This is a genomic window from Nostoc sp. DedSLP03 (genome assembly GCF_034530815.1).
Lineage (GTDB): Bacteria > Cyanobacteriota > Cyanobacteriia > Cyanobacteriales > Nostocaceae > Nostoc.
On sequence record NZ_JAVRCK010000036.1, the window covers coordinates 1 to 21689 of the forward strand.

A 21689-nucleotide genomic window follows, 5' to 3' on the forward strand; every position below is an offset into this window, starting at 1 on the left:
GCGATCATTTTTCGATTTTCGTTGAACCTCATATTCAAGAATTAACTAAACATCTGAGAATTTGTATCGATAATTCAGTATACGATATCAATAATGGGAGTAAAAGAGACTCATGAAACTACCCCCAGGACCGAAAACACCTTTCTGGTTGCTAAATCTGCAATTCGAGGCTGACCCTTTTGCTTACATGGATGCTCAGGGCAAACGTTATGGTGATATCGTCACTGTAATGTCTGGTTCTACACCAATTATTTATGTGAGCAATCCCTTAGGAATAAAGGAGATTTTCACAAATACTAAAGAAATTGCAGCCAGAGGTGCATTAAACCAAAATTTCGCCTTAGGAACAGGAAATCAAGGAGTTCTTCAATTAGATGGCTTAGTTCACAAAAATCGACGCAAGCTCTTAATGCAATCTTTTCACGGAGCGCGAATGCAAGCCTGTGGGCGACGTATTTGTGAACTCACAGAAAAGATTATGAGTAAACAGGTGATTGGAAAACCTTTTGTTGCATACCCAACAATTGAAGATATCACCTTACGAGTGGGTATAGAAGTTGTAATGGGTTTGGATAAAGGAGAGCGTTGTGAGAAAATTAAACATTTATTTGTGTCTTTGCTTAGAGATGGAAAATCTCCTATAGATAAGATTCTTAAGAGTATTTTTGGACAACGGGATTTAGGTAAGTGGAGTCCAGAAGGATACCTCGTTCATCTGCGGCAAGAACTTTTTCAATTATTATCGACTGAGGTTGAAAAACGACGATCGCAACCAGATTTTTCACGCCCTGACATGCTTTCCGATCTGATATTTGCTGAAGATGAAACAGGTCAATCGTTAAGCAATGAAGAAGTGCGCGACCTCTTATTATCGCCTATATTTGCCGCTGGTGATGCTTCCGGAACTGCGATCGCTTGGTCTTTATATTGGATTCACCGTTTACCTAATGTTCGCTCCCGCCTTTTATCAGAACTCGACAGCCTTGGTGAAAATCCAGACCCTATGAGTATTGTCGCACTACCCTACCTAAGTGCCGTTTGTAACGAAGCTTTGCGAATTTACCCAACTCAGTTGTTTGCATTTCCCAGGTTGGTAGAATCGACGGTTGAGGTCATGGGTTACGAGTTGAATCCCGGTACAGTACTGATTGCTAATATTTATTCGACACATCAACGTGAAGATTTATACCCTGCTCGAAAAGAATTTCAGCCAGAGCGCTTTTTAGAAAAACAATTTTCTCCCTACGAATTTTTACCTTTTGGTGGTGGTTCTCGTGTTTGTATTGGCGGGACTTTTGCCTTATTTGAAATGAAACTTGTATTAGCAACTATTCTTTCACGTTATCAATTGGAGCTAGTTAGTAAGCGTCCAGAACGTCCCAAATTTGGAGGTCTAATTTGTTACCCAGCTAGTGGCGTGAAGATGGTTATGTGCGATCGCCGTCAACATCAAGGACAGTCGCAGACATTTGTTGTCGGTTCAGTTTAACAGCGATATTTTAACATTTACCTAAAAATACGAATGAAACTACCAGATGGACCAAAAACTTCTCCCCAGTTGCTGAATCGTCAATTTAAGACCGATCCCCTTGGATTCATGGATGCTATGAGCGATCGCTATGGTGATATTTTCACTATCATGGCTGATTCTAGACCTTTAGTTATCGTCAGCAACCCACAGGCGATAAAACAGATTTTTACCAGCGCCAAAGAGATTAAAGCTTCTGGTCAGTTAAACCAAGGCGGTGCGGCTCTAGTGGGAAACAATGGGTTACTTATGCTTGATGGCTTGCGCCACAAGCATCGCCGTCAGTTGTTGATGCCTCCTATGCATGGGACTCGCGTACAGCTATACGGGCAGCGTATTTGTCAAGTGACAGAGAAAATCATCAATCAACTGGCGCGAGGTCAAACTTTTGTTGCTTACCCGACTGTGCAAAAAATTACCCTAGAGGTAATACTGCAAGCTTTGTTTGGTTTATCTGAGGGAGAGCGTTATGAACAATTTCGGCAACTACTTTCCAAGTTACTAAGTTTTGCCCGGTCTCGCTGGCTGGGGTTATCTCTGGCTTATCCCTTTCTGCAAAAAGATTTAGGTCGTTGGACTCCTTGGGGATATTGGCTTCATCTGCAACAACAGTTTGATAAACTACTTTATGCTGAAATTGCACAAAGGCGATCGCAAGTAGATCCGACTCGCACCGATGTTCTCTCGGAACTACTCTTTGCCCGTGATGAAACAGGTCAACCAATGACCGATGAGGATATACGGGATTTGTTTCCATCATTACTACTGGGTGGTCAGGATGCGTCAGCCACTGCCATAACTTGGTCATTGTACTGGGTTCACCGTTCAAAAGATGTTCGCGATCGATTGCTAGCAGAACTTGATACTCTTGGGCAATCCCCAGATCCTATGGCTATTGCTGCGCTACCCTACCTCAGCGCTGTCTGTAATGAAGCACTACGAATTTACCCAACTCAGGTAGTCACATTTCCACGGTTGGTAGAAGCACCAATTGAGGTGATGGGCTACGAATTGAGTCCAGATACAGTCACCAGAGGCTGTATCTATCTGACACATCAGCGTGAGGACTTATACCCACAACCGAAGGAATTCAAACCAGAACGGTTTCTGGAGAGACAATACTCTCCCTATGAATTTCTCCCATTTGGGGGTGGCGCTCGTCGCTGTCCGGGTGAGGTGTTAGCACTTTTTGAAATGAAGCTAGTCTTAGCAACAATTCTCAGTCGCTATCAACTAGCACTAGCCGATGAAGAAATAGTAGAAAAACCCAAGGCTATAGGTGTTAACTATCCTCCTGCTAGTGGCTTAAAAATGATTTTGCTTGGTGAACGTCCACGCTCAACCAAGCCACAGCAGTTCGTTGCTAATTCAGCATAAAAGGCGTTTGTCTTGCGGTAAACAATTACACTATTAATCCCAAAAAATACTAAATAAAACCCATGATTAGTAAAATCGAGTCATTAGGAACAGGAACAGCAAAAATAGTATACAGTACTAACGACTGTCAAGATATTTTACGCCTTTCTAAAGCGGAAATTATTGAGCTATTCAAGTCATCTGGAGTTGTTCTTTTTCGAGGTTTTGGAGTAACTCCCATACTGATGAAAGAATTTTCGGAAAAATTCAGTTGTAGCTACCTTAAAGATCCTACGAAAACAAGTATTGACTCGGTTGATTTTGTTAACTCAGTAGATAACGGAATGGGTGCTAGTCCTGCTCATACTGAGCATGGTTCTAGTCCTTATCAACCTGATGTTATTTGGTTTTGTTGTCAAACGCCTGCACAAGAAGGAGGCGAAACTCTATTTTGGGACGGTGTACAACTATGGAAGGAAATGAGCCAACATCTGAAACAGTTATTTATTGAGAAAAAACTAAAATTTACTTTTGAAAACCTGTCATTAGATATATTAAATCAATGGATTGATGGTGGTGAAACCATTGATGATTGTAAGCAAGTATTGGATAAATTTGAGGATTTTAGTTATCAAATAAATGAAGATTCAACATTTTCTTTAAAATATATTCGTCCAGCAGTAGTGAAAACAAAATATGGGAATCAAGATGCATTTGCTAACTTTCTTTGGGCATCTCACACTCGCGGATGGGAGATTTTTGAAGATGGTTCAAAGCTTCATGACGAAGTAGCCGATGAACTTGAGAAACTTTACGACAAATTTACCCAAGAAATCCCGTGGCAAGCTGGCGATCTAGCTATGATCGATAATTCTAGATTTATGCACGGTCGTCGCGAATTCAAAGATAATCGACGGCGGGTATTCACTACCATAGCTAAGATTTTAGACTAATTCATGGCTCTTTCTTATAGTCATTTACGAAAGAAACTAGGACTTGATTAAAAAATAAATTTAGTTTGATTGAACGCATAATTTTTTGGGAATTATGAATGATTAATTCTCAGGGCTTGGATTTAAGAAACATGCCTCAAGCTTTTTTTCAGGAGCAATTAAATTGCAAACTCAACAGACCGATCAACTACCCATCACAGATTGTCGTTTTTGTTCACAGGTTTCTAAAGCTAACAAAGAAGATCCCATTGGTACAGCAGGTACTTGTGACCACTGGTTGATTATGGAAATTCCCCAACCTTGGCCGCAAGATGTCTTTGAAGAAAATCCAACAATCAAAACATTCATACATTTTTTTGAAGAGGTCATCATCAAGCATAGAATTAACATCAGACCAATGCTAATTGCTCCCGATCGCGAGTACTCTCACCCAGGCTTTACCCGCGTGCTGTACTACTATCGTCTTGCCAAACTGTTTTCTCAGTTTGAGAAACAGGAGTTTGTTCTCCCAGAGGAACAAGCAATTACTTTGGTAATGGCAATATTGAAACAGTTGATACAACAACCCAACAATTTATCAGAATTTCAGCAGTATCAGCAACAAACTAGTCATATTCGCGAACTGATGGTTTGCACACATGCTCAAGTTGATCTTGCTTGTGGCAGATTTGGAACTCCCCTATATCGCCGATTACGCAAGGAATATGCTCCTGCTGCCAACGGAAATTTAAGAGTATGGCAAACAACTCACTTTGGCGGTCATCAATTCGCCCCCACCTTAGTTGATTTACCCCAAGGATGCTTGTGGGGACATTTAGAACCTGAAACCCTTGATTTATTGGTAAATAGAAATGGTTCAGTTGCAGACTTGCATAAATTCTACCGAGGATGGAGGGGTTTAACCAAATTTGAGCAAATTGCCGAGCGGGAAATCTGGACACAATTGGGTTGGACTTGGTTAGATTACTTAAAAGCAGGCAAAGTCCTGGCTATAGAACAAATTGCTGAAGGACAAGAGGCGAATTGGGCAGAAGTTCGGATTGATTTTTCTGCCCCAGATGGCAGTGTATCTGGTGCCTATGAAGCCAGAGTTGAAGTCAGTGGTGAGGTCATCAGCACAGTTGGCTCCGGAAAAGAGATGGAGTTGAAACCGGTGAAGCAGTATTGCGTTAGCCGTTTGGTCAAAGTTGAGTAAACAGCATCAAGCAAGAACCTAAAAATGACTTCCCAAAAACAATCTCAATTGACAAATGAGATCCTCCAAGGCAATCTCATTAAACTGATGTTCAAGTTATCAACTCCTGGTATTTTAGGAACAGTGCTACTAAGCTCAAGCACTTTTGTTGATGCTTTATTTGCAGGACGACTGATTGGTGAAACTGCTGTCGCTGGTATATCTCTGGCTTTACCACTAACTTCTCTTATGGGTGGTTCTGCTTATTTAGTTGGAGTAGGTTCTGCTTCTGTTCTCAGTCGAGCTATTGGTTCTGGAGATATTAAAACTCAGTCCAAAATATTTGGCAACTTAATAGTAATGGGTGTTGTTATCTCCTTTGCGCTGACAATCATTGGCTACAGTTTTGGTGAAAAATTAGTTGTATTGATGGGAGGAAGTGGTGAAGTTGCCTCAGCTGGAGCAGAATTTTTTAAGACTTATATGCTTGGTTCAGTGTTTTGTATCATAGCAGTTTCTGCTAACTATCTCATCAAATCTGAAGGCAAACTTAAATTATCTATGATATTTGCTGCTATTTTTGTCATCATTAATATTATCTTAAATACCATATTTATTAGTATCTTTCACTGGGGAATTCAGGGATTAGCCCTCGCTACAGTGATTGCAATGGTTGTTTACTGTATTGTCATATTAAATTATTTTATTTCTGGGAAAAGTTCTATTCCAGTTCATCCCATAAAATTGGTTATAGCAAGAGATTTATTACCTGATATTTTCTCAGTAGGAATCTCCGAACTACTGACTCCATTTATGAGCTTAATTCAAAGTCTTGTAGTTTTTCAATCCATTTCTCATTATGGAACACAGAATGATATAGCTTTGTTCGGAGCTACACAGACATTAACTTTATTAGCATTCATTCCTTTAAATGGTTTTACGCAAGCCTTACAACCTGTAATAGGCATAAATTATGGAGCCATAAATTACGATAGGCTGAAAAAAGCTTATTTAAGTTTTCTAATTAGTGTCATTGCTTTGTTAACATTATTTTGGTTGCCTCTACAATTATTTCCACAAACGTTTTTAGGCTGGCTGTTGCCAAACCTTACTTTTACTAATAATGATTTACTTCACTTTCGTATTTTTAATTTATTCATACCATTAATGCCATTCATTTCCTATGGTGTAGTTCTTTTTCAATCTATAGGTAAAGGAAAAATAGTTGCTACAATAGTTATTTTAAGAAGTTTAATTTTATTTATTCCAAGTGTGATAATATTATCAATATTAATGGGTTTAAGTGGTATATATTATGGAATAATATTGACGGACGCCGTAATTATATTAATTGCCCTAAAATTAACAGCAAAAGAGTTTAATTACTTTAGTAAAATGCAAATAAAAAATACTATAAATTCAATTATATGAAAAGAATATAATAATTTTTTTAATTTTTATCTTGCAGATAAATGTCCTACCGATTATGAAGGTCACAAAAATGGTTCAGAGAGAAAAAGGTGCTGTTTTGATTACAGGAACATCCACAGGAGTAGGTCGAGCAGCAGCGATCCTACTTGAGAAACAAGGATATCAGGTGTTTGCTACAGTTCGTCAAGCAAAAGATGCTGAATCACTGAGACAGGAGTATAAATCTGGAAGTTTGACACCAATCTTGATGGATGTTACTAAAGCAGAAGAAATTAAATTTGCCGCCGATATTGTTTCAAAATCTGTTGGCGATCGCGGATTAGTTGGATTAGTGAACAATGCAGGTTTATTGGTAGATGGGCCTATTGAGTATATTTCAATTGACGACCTGAAATGGCAATTTGAAGTTAATGTTTTTGGGCAAATAGCAGTGACTCAGGCATTTTTACCATTAATCCGAAAAGCTAAAGGTCGGATAGTCAACATTGGCTCAATAGGCGGCAAAATGACTTTCCCATTCTCATCTGCATTGTGTGCTTCAAAATTTGCATTGGAATCATTTACAGATGCATTGAGAATGGAATTAGAACCTTGGGGAATTGAAGTTATTTTGGTTGAACCAGGCTCGATTGCTTCAGCAGCGCCGGATAAAGTGGAAGAAAGCTTTCAGAAAAATTTCGCCAATATGTCACCTGAAGCAAAAGCTATGTATGGTGATGCCTACAAATTTTTTGTCGAGGGTTTGATCAAATCAAATCGTATAGGAATGCCATCTGAACAAGTTGCAGGTGCAATTCTAGAGGCTCTAGAAGCTAGTAAACCAAAAACACGTTATTTCTTATCTAAGGATCAGATATCTCTAGTGCTTAATTTGATGCTGAAAAAATTCATTCCCGATCGTAGTTTTGATGCAATGATACTAAAAGGTTGGAAGTTAAAAAATCAGAATTGAAGCTATTACCTTGGATTATATCTAACTGAATACTCGAAGCCAAGGTAAATTCAATTCCAATCCTTTCAGAATACCAACACTCAATAAATTTAAATAAAAATTATGATTTTAGCAGACCAGAAGCCTAGCACGTTTCAGTCTCCCTTGACTGTGCAACAATGGGTATACGCCTACTGGGTTTCACGATGTATCTACGTTGTTGCTAAACTTGGTATTGCTGATTTGCTAAAAGACGGTTCCCAACACTGCGATGCTTTAGCTGCTGCAACAAATACCCACAGTGATTCTCTTTATCGGGTCTTACGAGCTCTTGCTGCTCTCGGAATTTTTGCTGAGACACAACCGCGATGTTTTGAGCTTACTCCACTAGCAGATTGTTTGCAGAGCAATGTCCCTAACTCTATACATAACCAGGCAATCATGCGAGGCGAGGAGCATTACTACAAATCTTGGGGAAATTTGATGCATAGTGTGCAGACAGGGGAAAGTGCCTTTGAAGATTTGTATGGTATGGATTTGTTTCAGTACAACAAACAAAATCCTGTTGCAGCAGAAATCTTCCATCAGGGTGTCGCTTCGATCGCTAAAGAGGCACATATTCCACAATTGTCGGCCTATGATTTTTCGTCAATTACGAAGCTAGTTGATGTTGGTGGTGGCACAGGTAGCTTTCTTGCTGCTATTCTCGAAGCTAACCCCACCATGACCGGGGTGTTATTCGATCTCCCAGAAGTGATTGATGAGACCAAAAATTCACCCGAAACAGCATCTGTTAGCGATCGCTGTCAACTGATAGGGGGCAGCTTTTTTGAGACTATCACCGAAGGTGGAGATGCTTATTTACTTAAGCATGTTATTCATAATTGGGATGATGAGCAAGCGATCGCCATTCTTAACTGCTGTTATCAAGCCATGAAAGAACAAGGGCGATTGCTAGTCATAGAGTCCATAATATCTCCGGGAAATGAGTTTTCTTGGACAAAATTTGGAGATGTGAATATGTTAGCGATGTGTTCTGGAGGAAGGGAGCGAACTGAAGCCGAATACAAAGACTTGTTTGAATCTGCCGGGTTTAAACTCAGCAAAGTTTGCCCAACAGAATGGGATTTCAGCATTATTGAAGGAGTTAAAATAGTTAACAATGGCGTTGTTCCATGAATAGCAAAAATTCCTGACTTAGGTATGACTTAAAGTAAAAGATGGTTCTTGGCAACTTTTGGTGATCTTGGTTGGAGGAAGGCAGAGGGCAGAAGGCAGAAGTCGGAAGGGTAGAAGTAATAAATTCAAGCTTTGAGTTTGTTTAAGCTAGCAACTAATATACTTTGCATTTCCTCGACCTCATTCAATAGGGGAGTGAAAAGGTTTTTGTCAGCTAAATCTACTTCTTTGGCAATGATTAATTGGGTATCAAGTTCTCTCAAAGATCCTAATGCAATATGTAAAAACTGTATGTATTCTGGCTTTGAGCGCCTTCCATAGCCTTCTGCTATATTAGATGCTACAGATACAGAAGAACGTCGAATTTAGCTGGTTAAACCATACAATTCGGACTGAGGAAATAGGCGGGTAAATTTATAACAATTGATAGCAAATTGAACCGCCCTTTGCCAGATAAACTGATTTATATAACTCATATCATCAAGTGTAAATTGTCAAAATTTTCTCCTCAAATAGCCAACAAAAATCGTCGTTCAAGTAAGTCTATCTTGGCTCGACCATACATCTGCCGCTTTAATATTTTCAGTCGATTAATATGTCCTTCAACGGGGCCGTTACTCGTCGAAAGCCTGACTCCTGCCTTGACAGTATCGTAGTCAGACTCTAAACCAACAGCAAAACGGCGCAGCAAAGAAACTGATCTGTTTTTAGCTTTGTCTAACCAAGCATCAAGCTGCTCAGGCTGGCGTTGACGCACAAGAGATGCAAACTGTTGAGCTAGCTCAATGGCTGACTTAAAATCCGAATGGGCTGTTTGTAGTCGAGTGATCGCTTCATTATCATCAGGCTCTGTTAATTCCGGTCGTCGCAAGACTAAAGCTGTGACTCGACTGGGGGTGAGAAGACGATGGGAAGAAGAGCTTACCCTGGGGGAAGCGTCTTTGATCTTTGATTGGGAGCAAGGCGATTTTGTGAGGTCGGATAAAAAAGGTGCGATCGCTAAAACGCATACATCAGTAAAAAGTTATTTTCTTAGCATAAAAGGCACTGATAAGACACTACATTAACCCTCAAGAGAAATCTCAAAAGGATGTTTGGTAAGTAATTTGATGATTATTTCAAAAAAAATATATAAAACAATTTGAGTACGTAGTATCAATTATATCTAAAATTTCAATAGTTATAAATATTAGGTATAAAATTTATCAACATATCCGGGGAATAATAAAGGAATTAAAGATAGAATCACAAAAATTATCCCAACTTTTAGCTATCCATTGACAACGAAGATTTAGCATAATTTCTGCATTAGTTTGTAACCAAAACTTATTGTTTCCTTTCATGCGTAAATTAACAACTTGACGAATTAAACTTTCAACCGCACCACTACCGAGAGGTAATTTTCGAGCCGCAACTTCGTTATATTTTAAAAGCCTCCTTCTATACGCTTTTAAAATATAATTTCGCTCTCGTACCATAATTTTACAGCGCTCTCCTGTTGCCTCAGACATAAATTCACCCATATTTCTCATTAAATCTAGAACACCGATTCAGTAATCAGTAAACAAAAGAAAAATCAGCCTAAAGTCAAGTAAATAGTGAAGAATAAAATAGAGTAAACGCTTACCAGTTAAAGCTTACAGTAACAAGCAAGATTTGAAAGATATTTAATAAAGTCTCAAGGAAAGACATAACCAAAATTGATGTAAAGTCAGGTAATAAATGTGCATGACCAACAGCGAATTTACGTATGCGACCCCAGATATGGCAGCCGCCGATACAACTATCGACATTAGAGCAAAGTATCGTGAAGCGGATTAAACGAGCAAAGCTGTTTACGTTCTTACGGCAATATCGCCATCAATTATTTGATGAGGAATTTCAAGAAGAACTGAGCAAGCTGTATGCAGATTCTGCCAAAGGGCAACCACCAGTACCACCAGCACAGTTGGCGTTAGCAACCATCTTGCAGGCATATACAGGGACTTCGGATGCAGAAGCAATTGAAGCGTTGGTTATGGACAGACGTTGGCAGTTAGTAACCGATTGCATAGATTGCGAAAAGGCACCTTTTTCGCAAGCTACTTTGGTGAGATTTGGCAGTGCGCTGATTATCCAAGGACTTGACCGTAGGTCACCTGTGAGAGGTTAGAGTGATTGCACTTTTGTCAAGAGGATGCAGGAAAAATAGCTAAATCCAGCTTGGAGACTGGCTTTCGGAGATATTTAACTACACCTAAGTCTTGATTCTCTGGGGCTGCAAAGTACTGAATGGGGTTATCTGCTTTACCTCGATCGTAAGCGACACTAAAATGGTACAAACCTCGATAAATCATCTCCAAAGAAATTCGGTCAAATGGTAAAGATAATTCGTCTGCAACAGCATCTCCGTGTAGTGTCGGTCATACAATACATATGTACTAAAATTGAGAGATCGCCTGTGCCAGTTGCGTAAGTCCTGATTGTAAATCCTTTCATCCAAAATCGACGTGACGACAAATAAAGCGTGTTACCGACCGTTGTATAGAAAAGTGGCTTAATACCGAAGCGATCGCGGACAGTAAAAAACCTGCCTCGCTTCATCCCATAAGATAAATGCGAATTCACCCCGCAAATATTGCAAACATTCGATGCTAAACTCTTAATAAAGATAAAGTACAATTTCGCTGTCAGAATGGGTACTAAGTCGATAACCCAAGTTTTTTAACTGATACTTTCTAACTTATATCAATTTACATTGAGCTTGCATATAATAGAGAGTCGAGGGTAAGTCGGACAGCAGCAAAATGGCACGTAAGTTAGAAATAGAAATCACCGAAAGTGCAGAATATCTAGAAAAAACACTGAAGCAGGCTCGGAGTGCAAGTCAGAAAGAAAGGCTGCAAATGCTTTGGTGGTTCAAAATCGGACAAGTGCGATCGCATAATGAACTAGCGGGCATATTAGCACGCGACCCGTCAACGATTACACGGTGGTTGCAGAAATACCGTCAGCAGGGATTGTCTGGGTTACTCGAAATCAAAAAACCACCTGGACAAGCTCCAACAATCACAGGAGAAGTACTGAAATCGCTCAAAGCGAAATTAAACTCACCTGAGGGTTTTGGCAGTTACAGAGAAATTGTGAGTTGGCTGAATGAAAATTATGGCTTGGATGTGAGTTACCGAATGGTACATTACTTGGTGCGCTACAAACTCGCCTGCAAGCTGAAAGTACCTCGACCATGCAGTGTAAACCAAGACCCAAAGGCAATTGAGACATTTAAAAAAACATTCCACTAGCATTGTTAGCGTTACAACAATTATTTGGTAAAGGCAAACGGCTGCGTTATCTGTGTCAAGATGAGAGCCGAGTTGGACTCAAAACCGAACCGAGGCGTGTTGTGACAACTCATGGTGTCCAACCAGTGGTTCGTGTTGCATGGAAGCGGCAAAGTTTTTGGCTGTATGGTGTTGTTGAACCACTGAGTGGTTGGCATTTTTGTTTGGAGTATCCAAAACTTTGTGGACAACATTTTCAAGAGTTTTTAGATGCGGTTTCATCTCAACTTGGAGAAGATATTGCACTCCTTCAAATTGACCAAGCCGCAGCGCATTTGACCTATGAGTTGAAATGGCCTGAAAATATTATTCCTTTATGCCAACCTGCCCATTCTCCACAACTTAACCCTATTGAAAGGTTATGGCTTTTTCTCAAATCTCAAATTAAGGGTCAGGTATTCAACACCCTTGAAGAACTTCGCGTAGGCGCAGCCCGCCGTAGGCATCGCCTAAACGAGCTTTTCAGTACAATCACATCGGAACGTGTTATATCTTTAACTTCTTATGACTTTATTCTCGAAGCTCTTTTCTATGCAGCTTCAATGTAAATTGATATTACAACCAGCTGGTATCAGAGGTAATTGGCGATCGCTTTGGGGCATCTTTAGCATTAATAGCGATCGCTTCCTCAAATCAAGTTTATCCTAGTTACTAGTAGCCAACCCAGTCCAGAAGCTTTGCCTGTTGGTTGTCTGTTTGGCGATCGCTGTTCCTTCGCTGAAAATCCAAACGGCATGAGTCAGACAATTTTGGATTTTAGATTTTGGACTTCGGCTACGCTCAGTCGAACGATTTTGGATTGACCTCGTAGATAAATCTAGGGGCTTGAGAATTTTAGATTTTAGATTTTAGATTAACTCCATAGATGAATCTAGGGGCTTGTACCATCAAGGAATGTCGGTCATTAAATTTTTAATTTTAGATTTTTCCTTCAATTCAAAGTCTAAAATTCAAAATGATTTTACCGTAAACGTCCCGATCGCAATGTACTAATAATTAACCACAAACCCAATAAACTAGCGGCTGCAAACAGAATGCTGCTTAAAAAAGATAGCTGAGTTGTTTGCGCTCTGGTGGAAATAATTGCCGCACCCATAATCAGCGAACCCACTAAAATACTAAAAGATAGTCGGTTAGCGGCATCGTCCATAGTGCGCCGTACACCATCTAAACCCCGCAGTGATAGATTCCATTGTAAAGTCTCTGAGGTAACTCGGTCTAATAATAGTTCGATTTGGCGGGGAGACTGGAGAGACAGACTTTTAATATCTAAGGCTGTCCGTAATAGCGATCGCACTGGATTATCGCCTAGTAACTGCCGACGAAACAAGTCTGTTATTAATGGTTTAACTTCATCAAAAAAATTAAGCTCTGGGTTGAATGTCCGCGCTACCCCTTCTAAATTTGCTAGGGTTTTGGCATACAAACCCATATTACTAGGCAACCTAATTTTATTGTTACGGGCAACTTGCAAAACTTCGTAAATTATCTGACTGAAGTTTATTTGTGTGAGGCTGACATTATGATACTTACGTAACATGCGATCGTAATCATTTTCTAACCGCGATAAAATCACAGGTTGAGCAGAATCTGATAGCTGTAAAGTTAACTGAGCGCACCTTTGAGCATCTAAATCAACGATCGCTAACAACATCTCTGTTAATATCTGCTGTGTCCGGGGATCGAGTCTTCCCACCATGCCACAATCTAAGAGGGCAACACGACCATCTTTAAGATAAAACAAGTTTCCTGGATGGGGATCGGCGTGAAAAAAACCATCAATATATAGTTGCTGGAAAAATACCCGAAATAACAAGGTAGTTATTTCTTTACGCTTTTCGGCAGGATCTTTAACGTTGGGGTCACTATCCAAATCCGCCGCCAAGAACGGTATCCCATCCAGCCATTCCATTACCAGTAACTTTGGTGTGGTCAATTCCCAGTTAATTTCCGCAACCACTATTTGTGTGGGATCGTACCAGCGACTCTGAGATAAATTGCGCCGCAGTTGGTCTGTAAAACCCGCTTCCCGTGTAAAATCCAATTCAGCTTCTAAGGCTTTGGTAAATTCTTCGGCGATGGATTTGATTTCGTAGGTTTGCCCAAAATCAGTCCGCGCCACTAAATCGGCAATACCTTGAATTAAAGCAATATCTTGACCAATAGTAATATCAATTCCCGGACGTTGCACTTTTAGAGCGACTTCTCGACCGTCTGCTAGTGTAGCTCGATGTGTCTGGGCAATCGATCCGGCTGCTACGGGAATCGGGTTAACTGTGCTGAAGGTTTCTGCTAATGGAAGTTTTAATTCTTTGCGGAGGATTATTTCTATCTCTGACCAAGGAACTGGTGGTACTTCATCTTGTAGAGTTGACAATTCCTCAATATAGGAGGCGCTCAGTAAGTCAGGGCGGGTAGACATTAACTGACCAAGTTTGACGTAAACTGGGCCCAAGTCTACCAGAATATTTTTTAAAACCGCAGGTGTCGGCAGCTGGGGTTCATCAGCTTTGCCACCAGTAAGTAACCTTCGCATATAGTCCCAGCCATTGCGAAGGAAAACTTCCAGGATTTCTCGTTGACGGGGAACAGTTTGGGTGAGGAACATTTTTGTAAAAAACTGCAAAGAGGCAGAGGAGTTAAAGAGGTAGACAGCAGGGGATGACAATACAACGGAAATCGGCTCTAGTTTTGGTGCTTGTTAAAGTCTTGCTAGCTGCGGCACAATCTTGAAATCTTTTGATGGATGATTGTACAGCTTCGTGGAGCTTCTGTTCGTTCAGCATCCGTTTGACGTAATTTGAGCAAGAATCCCCGCCGTGTAATAAGCGATGGGAACAAGAAAATCCTTTGGACGGAGAAATGTATTTTTGATAGGCAGTAATAGAATCGATTGCCATTGTCTTGGCCAGAGGCTCAAAGCTAATAATGTCCATAACTGTCAGATAAAATAACAGACTGTCAAGTTATAATGGGAAAACAGACTTTTTCGCCTCTGCCAAGGGTTCTAACTTTTATAGCAGGTCGGTAAATCGGGAATCGTTTTGGATAATTTTAAGGATCTGCTTGATTTCCTGGGTACGTTCTTTTTTGACAACGAGGGTGACATTGCGATCGCGCACAATCACCACATCCTCTAAACCAATAGTAACAACTACATCTTCTGGATTTGAGGCGTAAATAATCGCCCCTTGCGTATCTAAACCTACGTGAGTAGCAAGTTCCACATTGGGAGTCTCTTCCGTTTTCAGTAAGCGTTCGATCGCATTCCAATCTCCTAAATCATCCCAACCAAAATCAACTGGCAAAACGTATGCTAGAGTTGTCTTTTCCATTAACGCATAGTCTATACTCTTCTTAGGCAACTGGGGATAGATATCAGGGCCATGTTGTTCTAAAGGTTCGATAATTTCTGGAGCATGGGTATGTAGTTCCTTGAGAACAACCCCTGCCCGAAAAACGAACATTCCACTATTCCAGCTAAAACGTCCCGTAGATAAAAAAGTCTCTGCCGTTTCTCGGTCGGGCTTTTCAGTAAAGCGGTTCACGTGATAAGCTGGCAACTCATTAAAGCTACCTATTTTTTCACCTTGTTCAATGTAGCCGTAACCGGTTGATGGAAAAGTAGGCTTGATCCCCAGTGTAACGATCGCTGCTGTGCTTGTTGCCAGTTGCGTAGCTGCATTTAATGTGTGTGCAAACGCCTCTTGGTCAGCAATCCAGTGGTCAGCAGGGAAAAAGCCAATCACAGCGTCTTCACCATAGCGCTGTTTGATTTCTAAACTTGTCCAAGCAACGGCGGCGGCGGTGTCTCTGCCTTCCGACTCAATCAGCAAGTTTTCAACTGGTAGATTGGGTAGTTGTTGTCTTATGCCTTCAGCTATCTGACTAGAAGTGATTACCCACAGGGAATCCCAACTTCCTCCGAGTGCTAACAAGCGATCGGCGGTTGCTTGTAATAGACTTCTAGAGCTACCATCAAGACTTAAAAATTGCTTGGGTCGGTCTTTGCGGCTTAGGGGCCAAAAACGTTCACCTTTACCACCAGCTAGGATTACGGGGAACAATAAAGTATTCATGTTGTCATACACGCCTACCGAAGAACATTACAAGTTTACAGTGAGCTTTTCCACTGGCAATATTTGTAGCTTGGATTAACATACTTTTAGGGAGTGGTTGAGTGGGGAGATAATTGTGATAAAACAAGTCGAATGGTCGGAAAATCCGGTTACGTCTCAGCAAGTAGTAGAGTTTGAAAGTGACGTGGGATCGTCGCAAATTCAACGGACAGAAAATCAAATAGCGCCAGCACCAGTAGCCGACTTAGAGGAGGGGCAGGTCGAACTAAACCAGCCAGCAAATCCGAACCGTAGTGTCATCGAATCTGTGGGCGCGTTTCCCAATCAGCTTTCTGAGAGACTGGGCTTAACCATGCCTCGATGGCTGTTATGGTTTATGACGGTTGTCATTGGCATCATCTTATCTGGGCTGCTGGTGTCAACGTTAGCGCTGTGGACTCCTTTATGGAGCAATCTAGATCGAACAGATGACGATTTAGGAACTGCTGCTAAAGACGAAGTAAAAATCCCATTACCAGGGGAGTTATGGGGTAAACTCTCCCAGTACAAGCTTTCACGTCCGATGAATATTTTAATCATGGGGATTGAACCAGTCAGCGGTACCGTTGATGGTTCACCAGAAAGCTTTGCCGGGAAAAGCGACTCCATGCTGCTGGTACGACTTAATCCTAGTGAAAAATCTGTAAGAGTGCTTTCCATTCCTAGAGATACAATGATCGCCATCCCCGAAAAGGGAGAAAAGGGATTAACTAAGGTATCTGATGCCAATGCCAAAGGCGGCCCAGTCTTAGCAGCACGGGTAGTTAGCCGTACCTTAAATAATGCCCCAATCGATCGTTACATCCGTATTTCTACTAGCGGCTTACGGCAGTTAGTCGATCAATTAGGCGGAGTAGAAGTCTTTGTTCCCCAATCAATGGAATATAAAGACTCCAGCAGTCGGCTGTCGATTAATTTAGTCAGTGGCTGGCAAACCCTGAATGGCGAACAAGCAGAACAGTTTGCCCGATTCCGCGAACCAGGTTTGGGAGATTTACCGAGAGTGCAGCGTCAGCAAGCACTAACAGCAGCCTTGCTGCAACGCTTAAATAGTCCCACCATCTTACCCAGGTTGCCTCAATTAACTCGCTTAATGCGAAAATATTTTGATACCAACCTGAAGATGGAAGAAATGATGGCGTTGGTCAATTTCGGACTTAACCTAGATCGGGATAATTTCCAAATGACTGTGTTGCCAGGTACCTTTAGCCGCTTTAGCAAAGACCCCGATAGCTATTGGCTGAATATGACTGGACAACAGAGCCTGTTGAATGATTATGTTGGGGTAAATGTACCTGGTCTAAAGCCAGATATGCGTCAGGTTCCTAACCTCAAAATTGCTATTCAAAATGCCTCTAATCAACCTCAGCTAACTGAAAAAGTTATTGCTTATCTTAAACAGAAAGGCTTTAATAATATTTACAAAGTGCCTGATTGGCCGGATACTCAACGTCAAACTCAGATTATTGTCCAAAAAGGCAATCGACGAGTTGGGGTTGATTTGCAAAAAGTCTTAGGCTTGGGTCAAATCGAGGTAGCGGCGATTGGTGATTTAGAATCCGATCTGACAATCCGCATTGGCAAAGATTGGAAATAGCTAAGAGTCATTGGTCATTAGTCATTAGTCATTAGTCATTAGTCATTAGTCATTGTTAACTAACAAAGGACAAAGGACTAATGACAACGGACTACTGAAAAATAATAAAGTTATGAAAAAGATTTTACTGCGCTTTTTGGGTTTGATTGTGATTTTACTACTAGCCTTTGGGTGGATAATACTTAATCCCAAACCGGCTTTTGCTCAGATAAACACAATTAATTACAACAATATAAATTTAGAAAATCGTGACTTTTCTCATACTGATTTGGCAGGGGTGACTTTTGTGGCAGCAGAAATGCGGGGGACAAATTTTGAAGGAGCGAATTTAACCAACGCAATTCTGACTAAAGGAGTTTTATTAAAGGCAAATTTGGAAGATGCGAACTTAAGCGGCGCTTTAGTCGATCGCGCCACTATGGATGGTGCTAACCTGAAAAATGCCATCTTTACTGAAGCTACTTTGACCCGTAGCCGCTTTTATAATGCTGATGTCACTGGTGCTGATTTTAGCGATGCTTTAATTGACCGTTATCAAGTCTCGCTGCTGTGTGAAAGAGCCGATGGCATAAATCCAGTTACGGGTGTGTCAACGCGAGATAGTTTGGGTTGTAGGTAAAAAATCTCCGCGTTGAGCATAAAAACAGAGACATTTTTGCGAAAAAGATGATTAAAAGTTTTCTAACTTCAAATTAGTAGCTGTTTATACTAATTCTGCTAATTTATCAACATTAACTGTGCGATCGCATCCAAAAAAATGATCCTAAACTCTAAATAAAATAAATTATTATATTGATTCAAAGGTTGGTGCATTAGTTTGTTATGATGCCTTCGGGGGAACGGAGGAAACCTCTACCGATCCTGGCTCCCCTATTAAAATTGAGTAAAATTGTCAAAAATCAGTAGTTTCTAATTATCAATAGGAATTTCAATTAAAAACTCTGTTCCTTCTCCTGGTTTAGAGGAACATTTCATCTGACCATGATGTTTCTCAACTACTATTTGATGGCTAATAGACAATCCTAACCCCGTACCTTTACCTGGTGCTTTGGTAGTGAAGAAGGGATCGAATATATGCGATCGCACCTCTTCTGGAATCCCCAGACCATTATCAGCTATTCTGATTACAACCTGGTTATTAATGACTTGCGTATTAATCCAGATAGTCAAAGGTATTCTCGGACACGTTTGTAATAATTTCAAATACCTTTGCTGTATAGTGTTAAACTTTTCCTCTAATGCATCAATACTGTTACTTAAAAGATTCATAAACACTTGATTTAATTGCGCAGGATAGCATTCGAGCAAAGGTAAACTATCATATTGTTTAACAATCTCAATTGCTGGGCGATCGTTATTATTTTTGAGGCGATGCCCTAAAATTAACAAAGTACTATCCAACCCTTCATGAATATCTACTGGCTTTAATTCAGCCTCATCTGTACGAGAGAAGTTTCGCAGTGATAGCACAATATCACAAATCCGCTCTGTTCCTACTTTCATAGACTCAAGGGTTTTCGGTAAATCTTCGATGATAAAGTCCAAATCACTCTTGTTGATTTGCTCTTGGATAGTTGGCAATATTGAAGAGTGTTGACGGTAAAGATTCACTACCTTGAGCAGTTCTTGAGTATATTCATTTAAATGAATAAGATTGCCAAAAATAAAACTGATAGGATTGTTGATTTCATGGGCAACTCCAGCAAGTAGTTGTCCTAATCCTGCCATTTTTTCACCCTGAATTAACCTGGTCTGAGTTTGTTTTAATTCTTGCAAAGTCTGAGTAAGTTCTAAGGTTTGACGTTTAGTTTGTTCGAGTAATTCTGCTTGCTGAATCGCAATTCCTAATTGCACCCCAACTTGAGCCAGTAAATTAATTTCCTCTTCTTTCCAATAACGTGGTTGCGAATTTTGATAAGCAACTAATAATCCCCATAATTTTTCACCTTCGCGAATCGGCACAAAGGTTTCGTTACGCGGAAGTTCGTTATCGTCGTCTGTATCTTCAAAAGTTTCTATAATCGTTGGTTGGGTTTGTGCAACTGGTTTCCAACCATCTTTAAAGGAATCTGCTACAAATTTACCGCTCCAATCCGGGTTGAAACGGTAGATTGCAATTCGCTCAACTTCGAGTAACTCTCGCACAGCGTGAGTAGTAGTTCTAAAAATAGTTTTAATATCGAGTGACTGGCGGATTTTATCAATAGTTGCAGCCAGTAGTTCTTGACGTTCCATTGCTTTTTCGCGTTCAGTGGCTTCTGCTAACTGGACAACCTGCATTTGAACTTGCTTTAAATAAGAATCCTGTTTTAATGCAACTCCTAATTGCTCGGCGATTTGACTAGCAAATTCAATCTCAGAAGGTTGCCAGTAGCGAGGAGCAGTACATTGGTGAATACACAGCAATCCCCAAAGTTCACCTTTTTTCAATAGAGGTGCGACCATATTTGCCCGTACTTGAAATTTTTCTAGGATTTGGACGTAGCAACCGGGGAACTTTCCTTGATAAATATCAGCGATCGCATTTACTCGACCTTGAGCATAAAGAGGTGCAAAGTTTTCACCAAAACAATAGTCATAAACTTTTTCTGCCATTACCGAGTTACACTCAGGCACAAAATCCTCAGAAATAAATTCTCCTTCCCAATCTTTTTGCGGGTCAAAACGAAAGACTGCCACTCGGTCTGCTTGCAGCATTTGCCGAGCCTCAGTGACAGTAGTTTGGAAGATTGTATCTAAATCTAGAGACTCTCGAATTCGAGTAATTACACTAGTTAATGTTTTTTGTTGCTCTGCTTGGTACTGAGCGTATGCCAGCAACTTATGGTGTCGCACTGCGACACCAATTTGTGTGCCGATTTTGCTCAGTGATTCGACTTCATAAGATTGCCACTCTCTGGGTGAAGCATTTTGATAGGCAGCGATGATTCCCCAAAGTTGATCTCCTTGGAGAATCGGGGCAGTTGCAAACGCTTTTGCCTGAAATTGTTCCAACAGAGTTACATGGCAGTTTGTTAATCCCGCTTGGTAAATATCATTAACTATAAAAGTCTGGTTGTTAACGTAACGCCCGCCTTGCGTCTGTTGTAAATAACTATCAGCGATCGCAGGCAGAAGACCAACTAAAGGAGTCCAACCTTCAGCAAATGATTCAGCAACAAAGTTACCACTCCAATCGGGATTGAAGCTAAAGATGGCAACTCGGTCAGCTTGCAACAGCTTGCGTATTTCTTGAGTTGTGGTTTTAAAGATAATTTCAATATCAAGGGGTGAGCGAATTTCATCGACAATTTTAGCTATTACTTGGTCACGCTGAACTGCTTGAACCAATTTTGTTGCTTGCAATTTGACTTCATGAAGATGCTTTGCTTGTTGAATCGCAACAATAAGATGGTCAGCAATTTGACGAATAAACTCAATTTCTGATTCTTTCCATTCACGAGTCTCACTGCACTGATGAATGCAAAGCAATCCCCACAGTTCCTTCTTCCGCGATAGAGGGACAACGAGGTTGGCCTGCACCTGAAATTTGCTTAAAATTTCCAGATGACAATCACTCAGTCCCGCATTGTAAATATCTGCTACTGCTTGCACTCTACCTTGTTGATAACTAGAAGCAAATTGTTCTCCAAAGCAGTGGTCATAAACTTTTATTGCCATTGCTGAGTTCCAGCCAGTTGCAACATCTTCAGAAACAAATTCTCCCTGCCAGTTTTGTTCGCGGTCGAATTGCAAGACTGCTACTCGGTCGGCATTTAGTAACTGACGCACTTGTTTAACAGTCGTTTGAAAAATTGTTTCTAAGTCAAGAGATTCCCGAATTCGGACAATGACACTCGCCAGAGCTTTTTGTTGCTCTAGTTGCTCTTGAAGTTGAGCGCTTGATAAAAGAAGTTGATTTTCTGTGAAATTTGAATTGGGTTCCATTGCTCTGGATTATTTTGTTTTTTATACAAGGGTTCCTCACACCAAACTTCATGGGGTTAACAAGTGTCAAAAATATGACAAACTGCAAAGTTTTACAGTCTTCAACTGGCCGCGTCCAGGATTCACCAATTTCAGATGGATAGCAACTTGTTGGGATAGGGACGAATGGGCGCTT

The 21689-nt window shown here is 40.6% G+C and carries 17 protein-coding genes and 4 pseudogenes; 12 read left to right on the forward strand and 9 right to left on the reverse strand.

The features are described from left to right. Positions 1–112: 112 nt before the first annotated feature. The 7 genes from RM368_RS18275 to RM368_RS18305 all read left to right on the forward strand — a co-directional run bounded on the left by RM368_RS18275 (position 113) and on the right by RM368_RS18305 (position 8552). Complete coding sequence (locus RM368_RS18275; RefSeq protein WP_322695376.1) at positions 113–1489, forward strand: cytochrome P450; 1377 nt, start codon at positions 113–115, stop codon at positions 1487–1489. A gap of 33 nt (positions 1490–1522) precedes the next feature. Further along, the gene (locus RM368_RS18280; RefSeq protein WP_322695377.1) at positions 1523–2905 is read left to right on the forward strand and encodes a cytochrome P450; all 1383 of its coding nucleotides are present in this window, start codon (positions 1523–1525) and stop codon (positions 2903–2905) included. Between the two features lie 62 nt (positions 2906–2967). Next, positions 2968–3837 (forward strand): TauD/TfdA family dioxygenase, encoded by an 870-nt coding sequence (locus RM368_RS18285; protein WP_322695378.1) that lies wholly within the window; start codon positions 2968–2970, stop codon positions 3835–3837. Between the two features lie 163 nt (positions 3838–4000). After that, a complete protein-coding gene (locus RM368_RS18290) occupies positions 4001–5032 on the forward strand; it encodes a sucrase ferredoxin (RefSeq protein WP_322695379.1) in 1032 nt (343 codons plus the stop codon). Positions 5033–5056: 24 nt separating this feature from the next. After that, a complete protein-coding gene (locus RM368_RS18295) occupies positions 5057–6442 on the forward strand; it encodes an MATE family efflux transporter (RefSeq protein WP_322695380.1) in 1386 nt (461 codons plus the stop codon). A 70-nt stretch (positions 6443–6512) separates the two neighbouring features. After that, positions 6513–7394, forward strand: coding sequence for an SDR family oxidoreductase (locus tag RM368_RS18300; RefSeq protein ID WP_322695381.1), 882 nt, complete (start codon positions 6513–6515; stop codon positions 7392–7394). 102 nt (positions 7395–7496) lie between these two features. After that, positions 7497–8552, forward strand: coding sequence for a methyltransferase (locus tag RM368_RS18305; protein WP_322695382.1), 1056 nt, complete (start codon positions 7497–7499; stop codon positions 8550–8552). A gap of 125 nt (positions 8553–8677) precedes the next feature. Here the strand turns inward: RM368_RS18305 and RM368_RS18310 are convergent. The 3 genes and pseudogenes from RM368_RS18310 to RM368_RS18320 form a co-directional block, all read right to left on the reverse strand. Next, positions 8678–9028 (reverse strand): annotated as a pseudogene (locus tag RM368_RS18310) (four helix bundle protein). Between the two features lie 32 nt (positions 9029–9060). Further along, positions 9061–9549, reverse strand: coding sequence for a transposase (locus RM368_RS18315; protein WP_416212242.1), 489 nt, complete (start codon positions 9547–9549; stop codon positions 9061–9063). 208 nt (positions 9550–9757) lie between these two features. Beyond that, a pseudogene (locus RM368_RS18320) lies at positions 9758–10093 on the reverse strand (ISLre2 family transposase); the annotation flags it as partial. Positions 10094–10302: 209 nt separating this feature from the next. Between RM368_RS18320 and RM368_RS18325 the strand changes: the two are divergent. Beyond that, positions 10303–10686, forward strand: a pseudogene (locus RM368_RS18325) (transposase); the annotation flags it as partial. A gap of 46 nt (positions 10687–10732) precedes the next feature. On the opposite strand, the pseudogene RM368_RS18330 reads toward RM368_RS18325, so the two are convergent. Continuing rightward, positions 10733–10942: pseudogene (locus RM368_RS18330) on the reverse strand (IS4 family transposase); the annotation flags it as partial. Next, positions 10905–11135, reverse strand: coding sequence for a hypothetical protein (locus RM368_RS18335; RefSeq protein WP_322695433.1), 231 nt, complete (start codon positions 11133–11135; stop codon positions 10905–10907). The pseudogene RM368_RS18330 and the gene RM368_RS18335, both read right to left, overlap by 38 nt. A 203-nt stretch (positions 11136–11338) precedes the next feature. Between RM368_RS18335 and RM368_RS18340 the strand changes: the two genes are divergently transcribed. Further along, positions 11339–11833 (forward strand): helix-turn-helix domain-containing protein, encoded by a 495-nt coding sequence (locus RM368_RS18340; RefSeq protein ID WP_322695383.1) that lies wholly within the window; start codon positions 11339–11341, stop codon positions 11831–11833. A 2-nt stretch (positions 11834–11835) separates the two neighbouring features. Then, on the forward strand, positions 11836–12420 hold the full coding sequence (locus RM368_RS18345; protein ID WP_322695384.1) for an IS630 family transposase: 585 nt from the start codon (positions 11836–11838) through the stop codon (positions 12418–12420). 413 nt (positions 12421–12833) lie between these two features. Here RM368_RS18345 and RM368_RS18350 read toward each other — a convergent pair whose 3' ends face one another. The 3 genes from RM368_RS18350 to RM368_RS18360 form a co-directional block, all read right to left on the reverse strand. Beyond that, positions 12834–14480: an AarF/ABC1/UbiB kinase family protein gene (locus RM368_RS18350; RefSeq protein ID WP_322695385.1), complete on the reverse strand. Its 1647-nt coding sequence runs from the start codon at positions 14478–14480 to the stop codon at positions 12834–12836. Between the two features lie 31 nt (positions 14481–14511). After that, the gene (gene yidD, locus RM368_RS18355; protein WP_322695386.1) at positions 14512–14808 is read right to left on the reverse strand and encodes a membrane protein insertion efficiency factor YidD; all 297 of its coding nucleotides are present in this window, start codon (positions 14806–14808) and stop codon (positions 14512–14514) included. Positions 14809–14886: 78 nt separating this feature from the next. After that, positions 14887–15951 (reverse strand): mannose-1-phosphate guanylyltransferase, encoded by a 1065-nt coding sequence (locus RM368_RS18360; RefSeq protein WP_322695387.1) that lies wholly within the window; start codon positions 15949–15951, stop codon positions 14887–14889. Positions 15952–16066: 115 nt separating this feature from the next. On the opposite strand from RM368_RS18360, the gene RM368_RS18365 reads away from it, so the two are divergent. Both RM368_RS18365 and RM368_RS18370 read left to right on the forward strand, forming a co-directional pair. Next, complete coding sequence (locus RM368_RS18365) at positions 16067–17587, forward strand: LCP family protein (protein WP_322695388.1); 1521 nt, start codon at positions 16067–16069, stop codon at positions 17585–17587. 112 nt (positions 17588–17699) lie between these two features. Beyond that, complete coding sequence (locus RM368_RS18370; protein WP_322695389.1) at positions 17700–18206, forward strand: pentapeptide repeat-containing protein; 507 nt, start codon at positions 17700–17702, stop codon at positions 18204–18206. Between the two features lie 290 nt (positions 18207–18496). Here the strand turns inward: RM368_RS18370 and RM368_RS18375 are convergent, their stop codons facing one another. Next, on the reverse strand, positions 18497–21514 hold the full coding sequence (locus RM368_RS18375; RefSeq protein ID WP_322695390.1) for a GAF domain-containing protein: 3018 nt from the start codon (positions 21512–21514) through the stop codon (positions 18497–18499). Positions 21515–21689: the final 175 nt, after the last annotated feature.

Excerpts from the sequence above, each read along its gene's own strand:
- RM368_RS18275 (WP_322695376.1), top strand. The coding sequence starts at position 113 with ATGAAACTACCCCCAGGACCGAAAACACCTTTCTGGTTGCTAAATCTG.
- RM368_RS18280 (WP_322695377.1), top strand. The coding sequence starts at position 1,523 with ATGAAACTACCAGATGGACCAAAAACTTCTCCCCAGTTGCTGAATCGT.
- RM368_RS18285 (WP_322695378.1), top strand. The coding sequence starts at position 2,968 with ATGATTAGTAAAATCGAGTCATTAGGAACAGGAACAGCAAAAATAGTA.
- RM368_RS18295 (WP_322695380.1), top strand. The coding sequence starts at position 5,057 with ATGACTTCCCAAAAACAATCTCAATTGACAAATGAGATCCTCCAAGGC.
- RM368_RS18300 (WP_322695381.1), top strand. The coding sequence starts at position 6,513 with ATGGTTCAGAGAGAAAAAGGTGCTGTTTTGATTACAGGAACATCCACA.
- RM368_RS18305 (WP_322695382.1), top strand. The coding sequence starts at position 7,497 with ATGATTTTAGCAGACCAGAAGCCTAGCACGTTTCAGTCTCCCTTGACT.
- RM368_RS18335 (WP_322695433.1), bottom strand. The coding sequence starts at position 11,135 with ATGAAGCGAGGCAGGTTTTTTACTGTCCGCGATCGCTTCGGTATTAAG.
- RM368_RS18340 (WP_322695383.1), top strand. The coding sequence starts at position 11,339 with ATGGCACGTAAGTTAGAAATAGAAATCACCGAAAGTGCAGAATATCTA.
- RM368_RS18350 (WP_322695385.1), bottom strand. The coding sequence starts at position 14,480 with ATGTTCCTCACCCAAACTGTTCCCCGTCAACGAGAAATCCTGGAAGTT.
- yidD (WP_322695386.1), bottom strand. The coding sequence starts at position 14,808 with ATGGACATTATTAGCTTTGAGCCTCTGGCCAAGACAATGGCAATCGAT.
- RM368_RS18360 (WP_322695387.1), bottom strand. The coding sequence starts at position 15,951 with ATGAATACTTTATTGTTCCCCGTAATCCTAGCTGGTGGTAAAGGTGAA.
- RM368_RS18370 (WP_322695389.1), top strand. The coding sequence starts at position 17,700 with ATGAAAAAGATTTTACTGCGCTTTTTGGGTTTGATTGTGATTTTACTA.
- RM368_RS18375 (WP_322695390.1), bottom strand. The coding sequence starts at position 21,514 with ATGGAACCCAATTCAAATTTCACAGAAAATCAACTTCTTTTATCAAGC.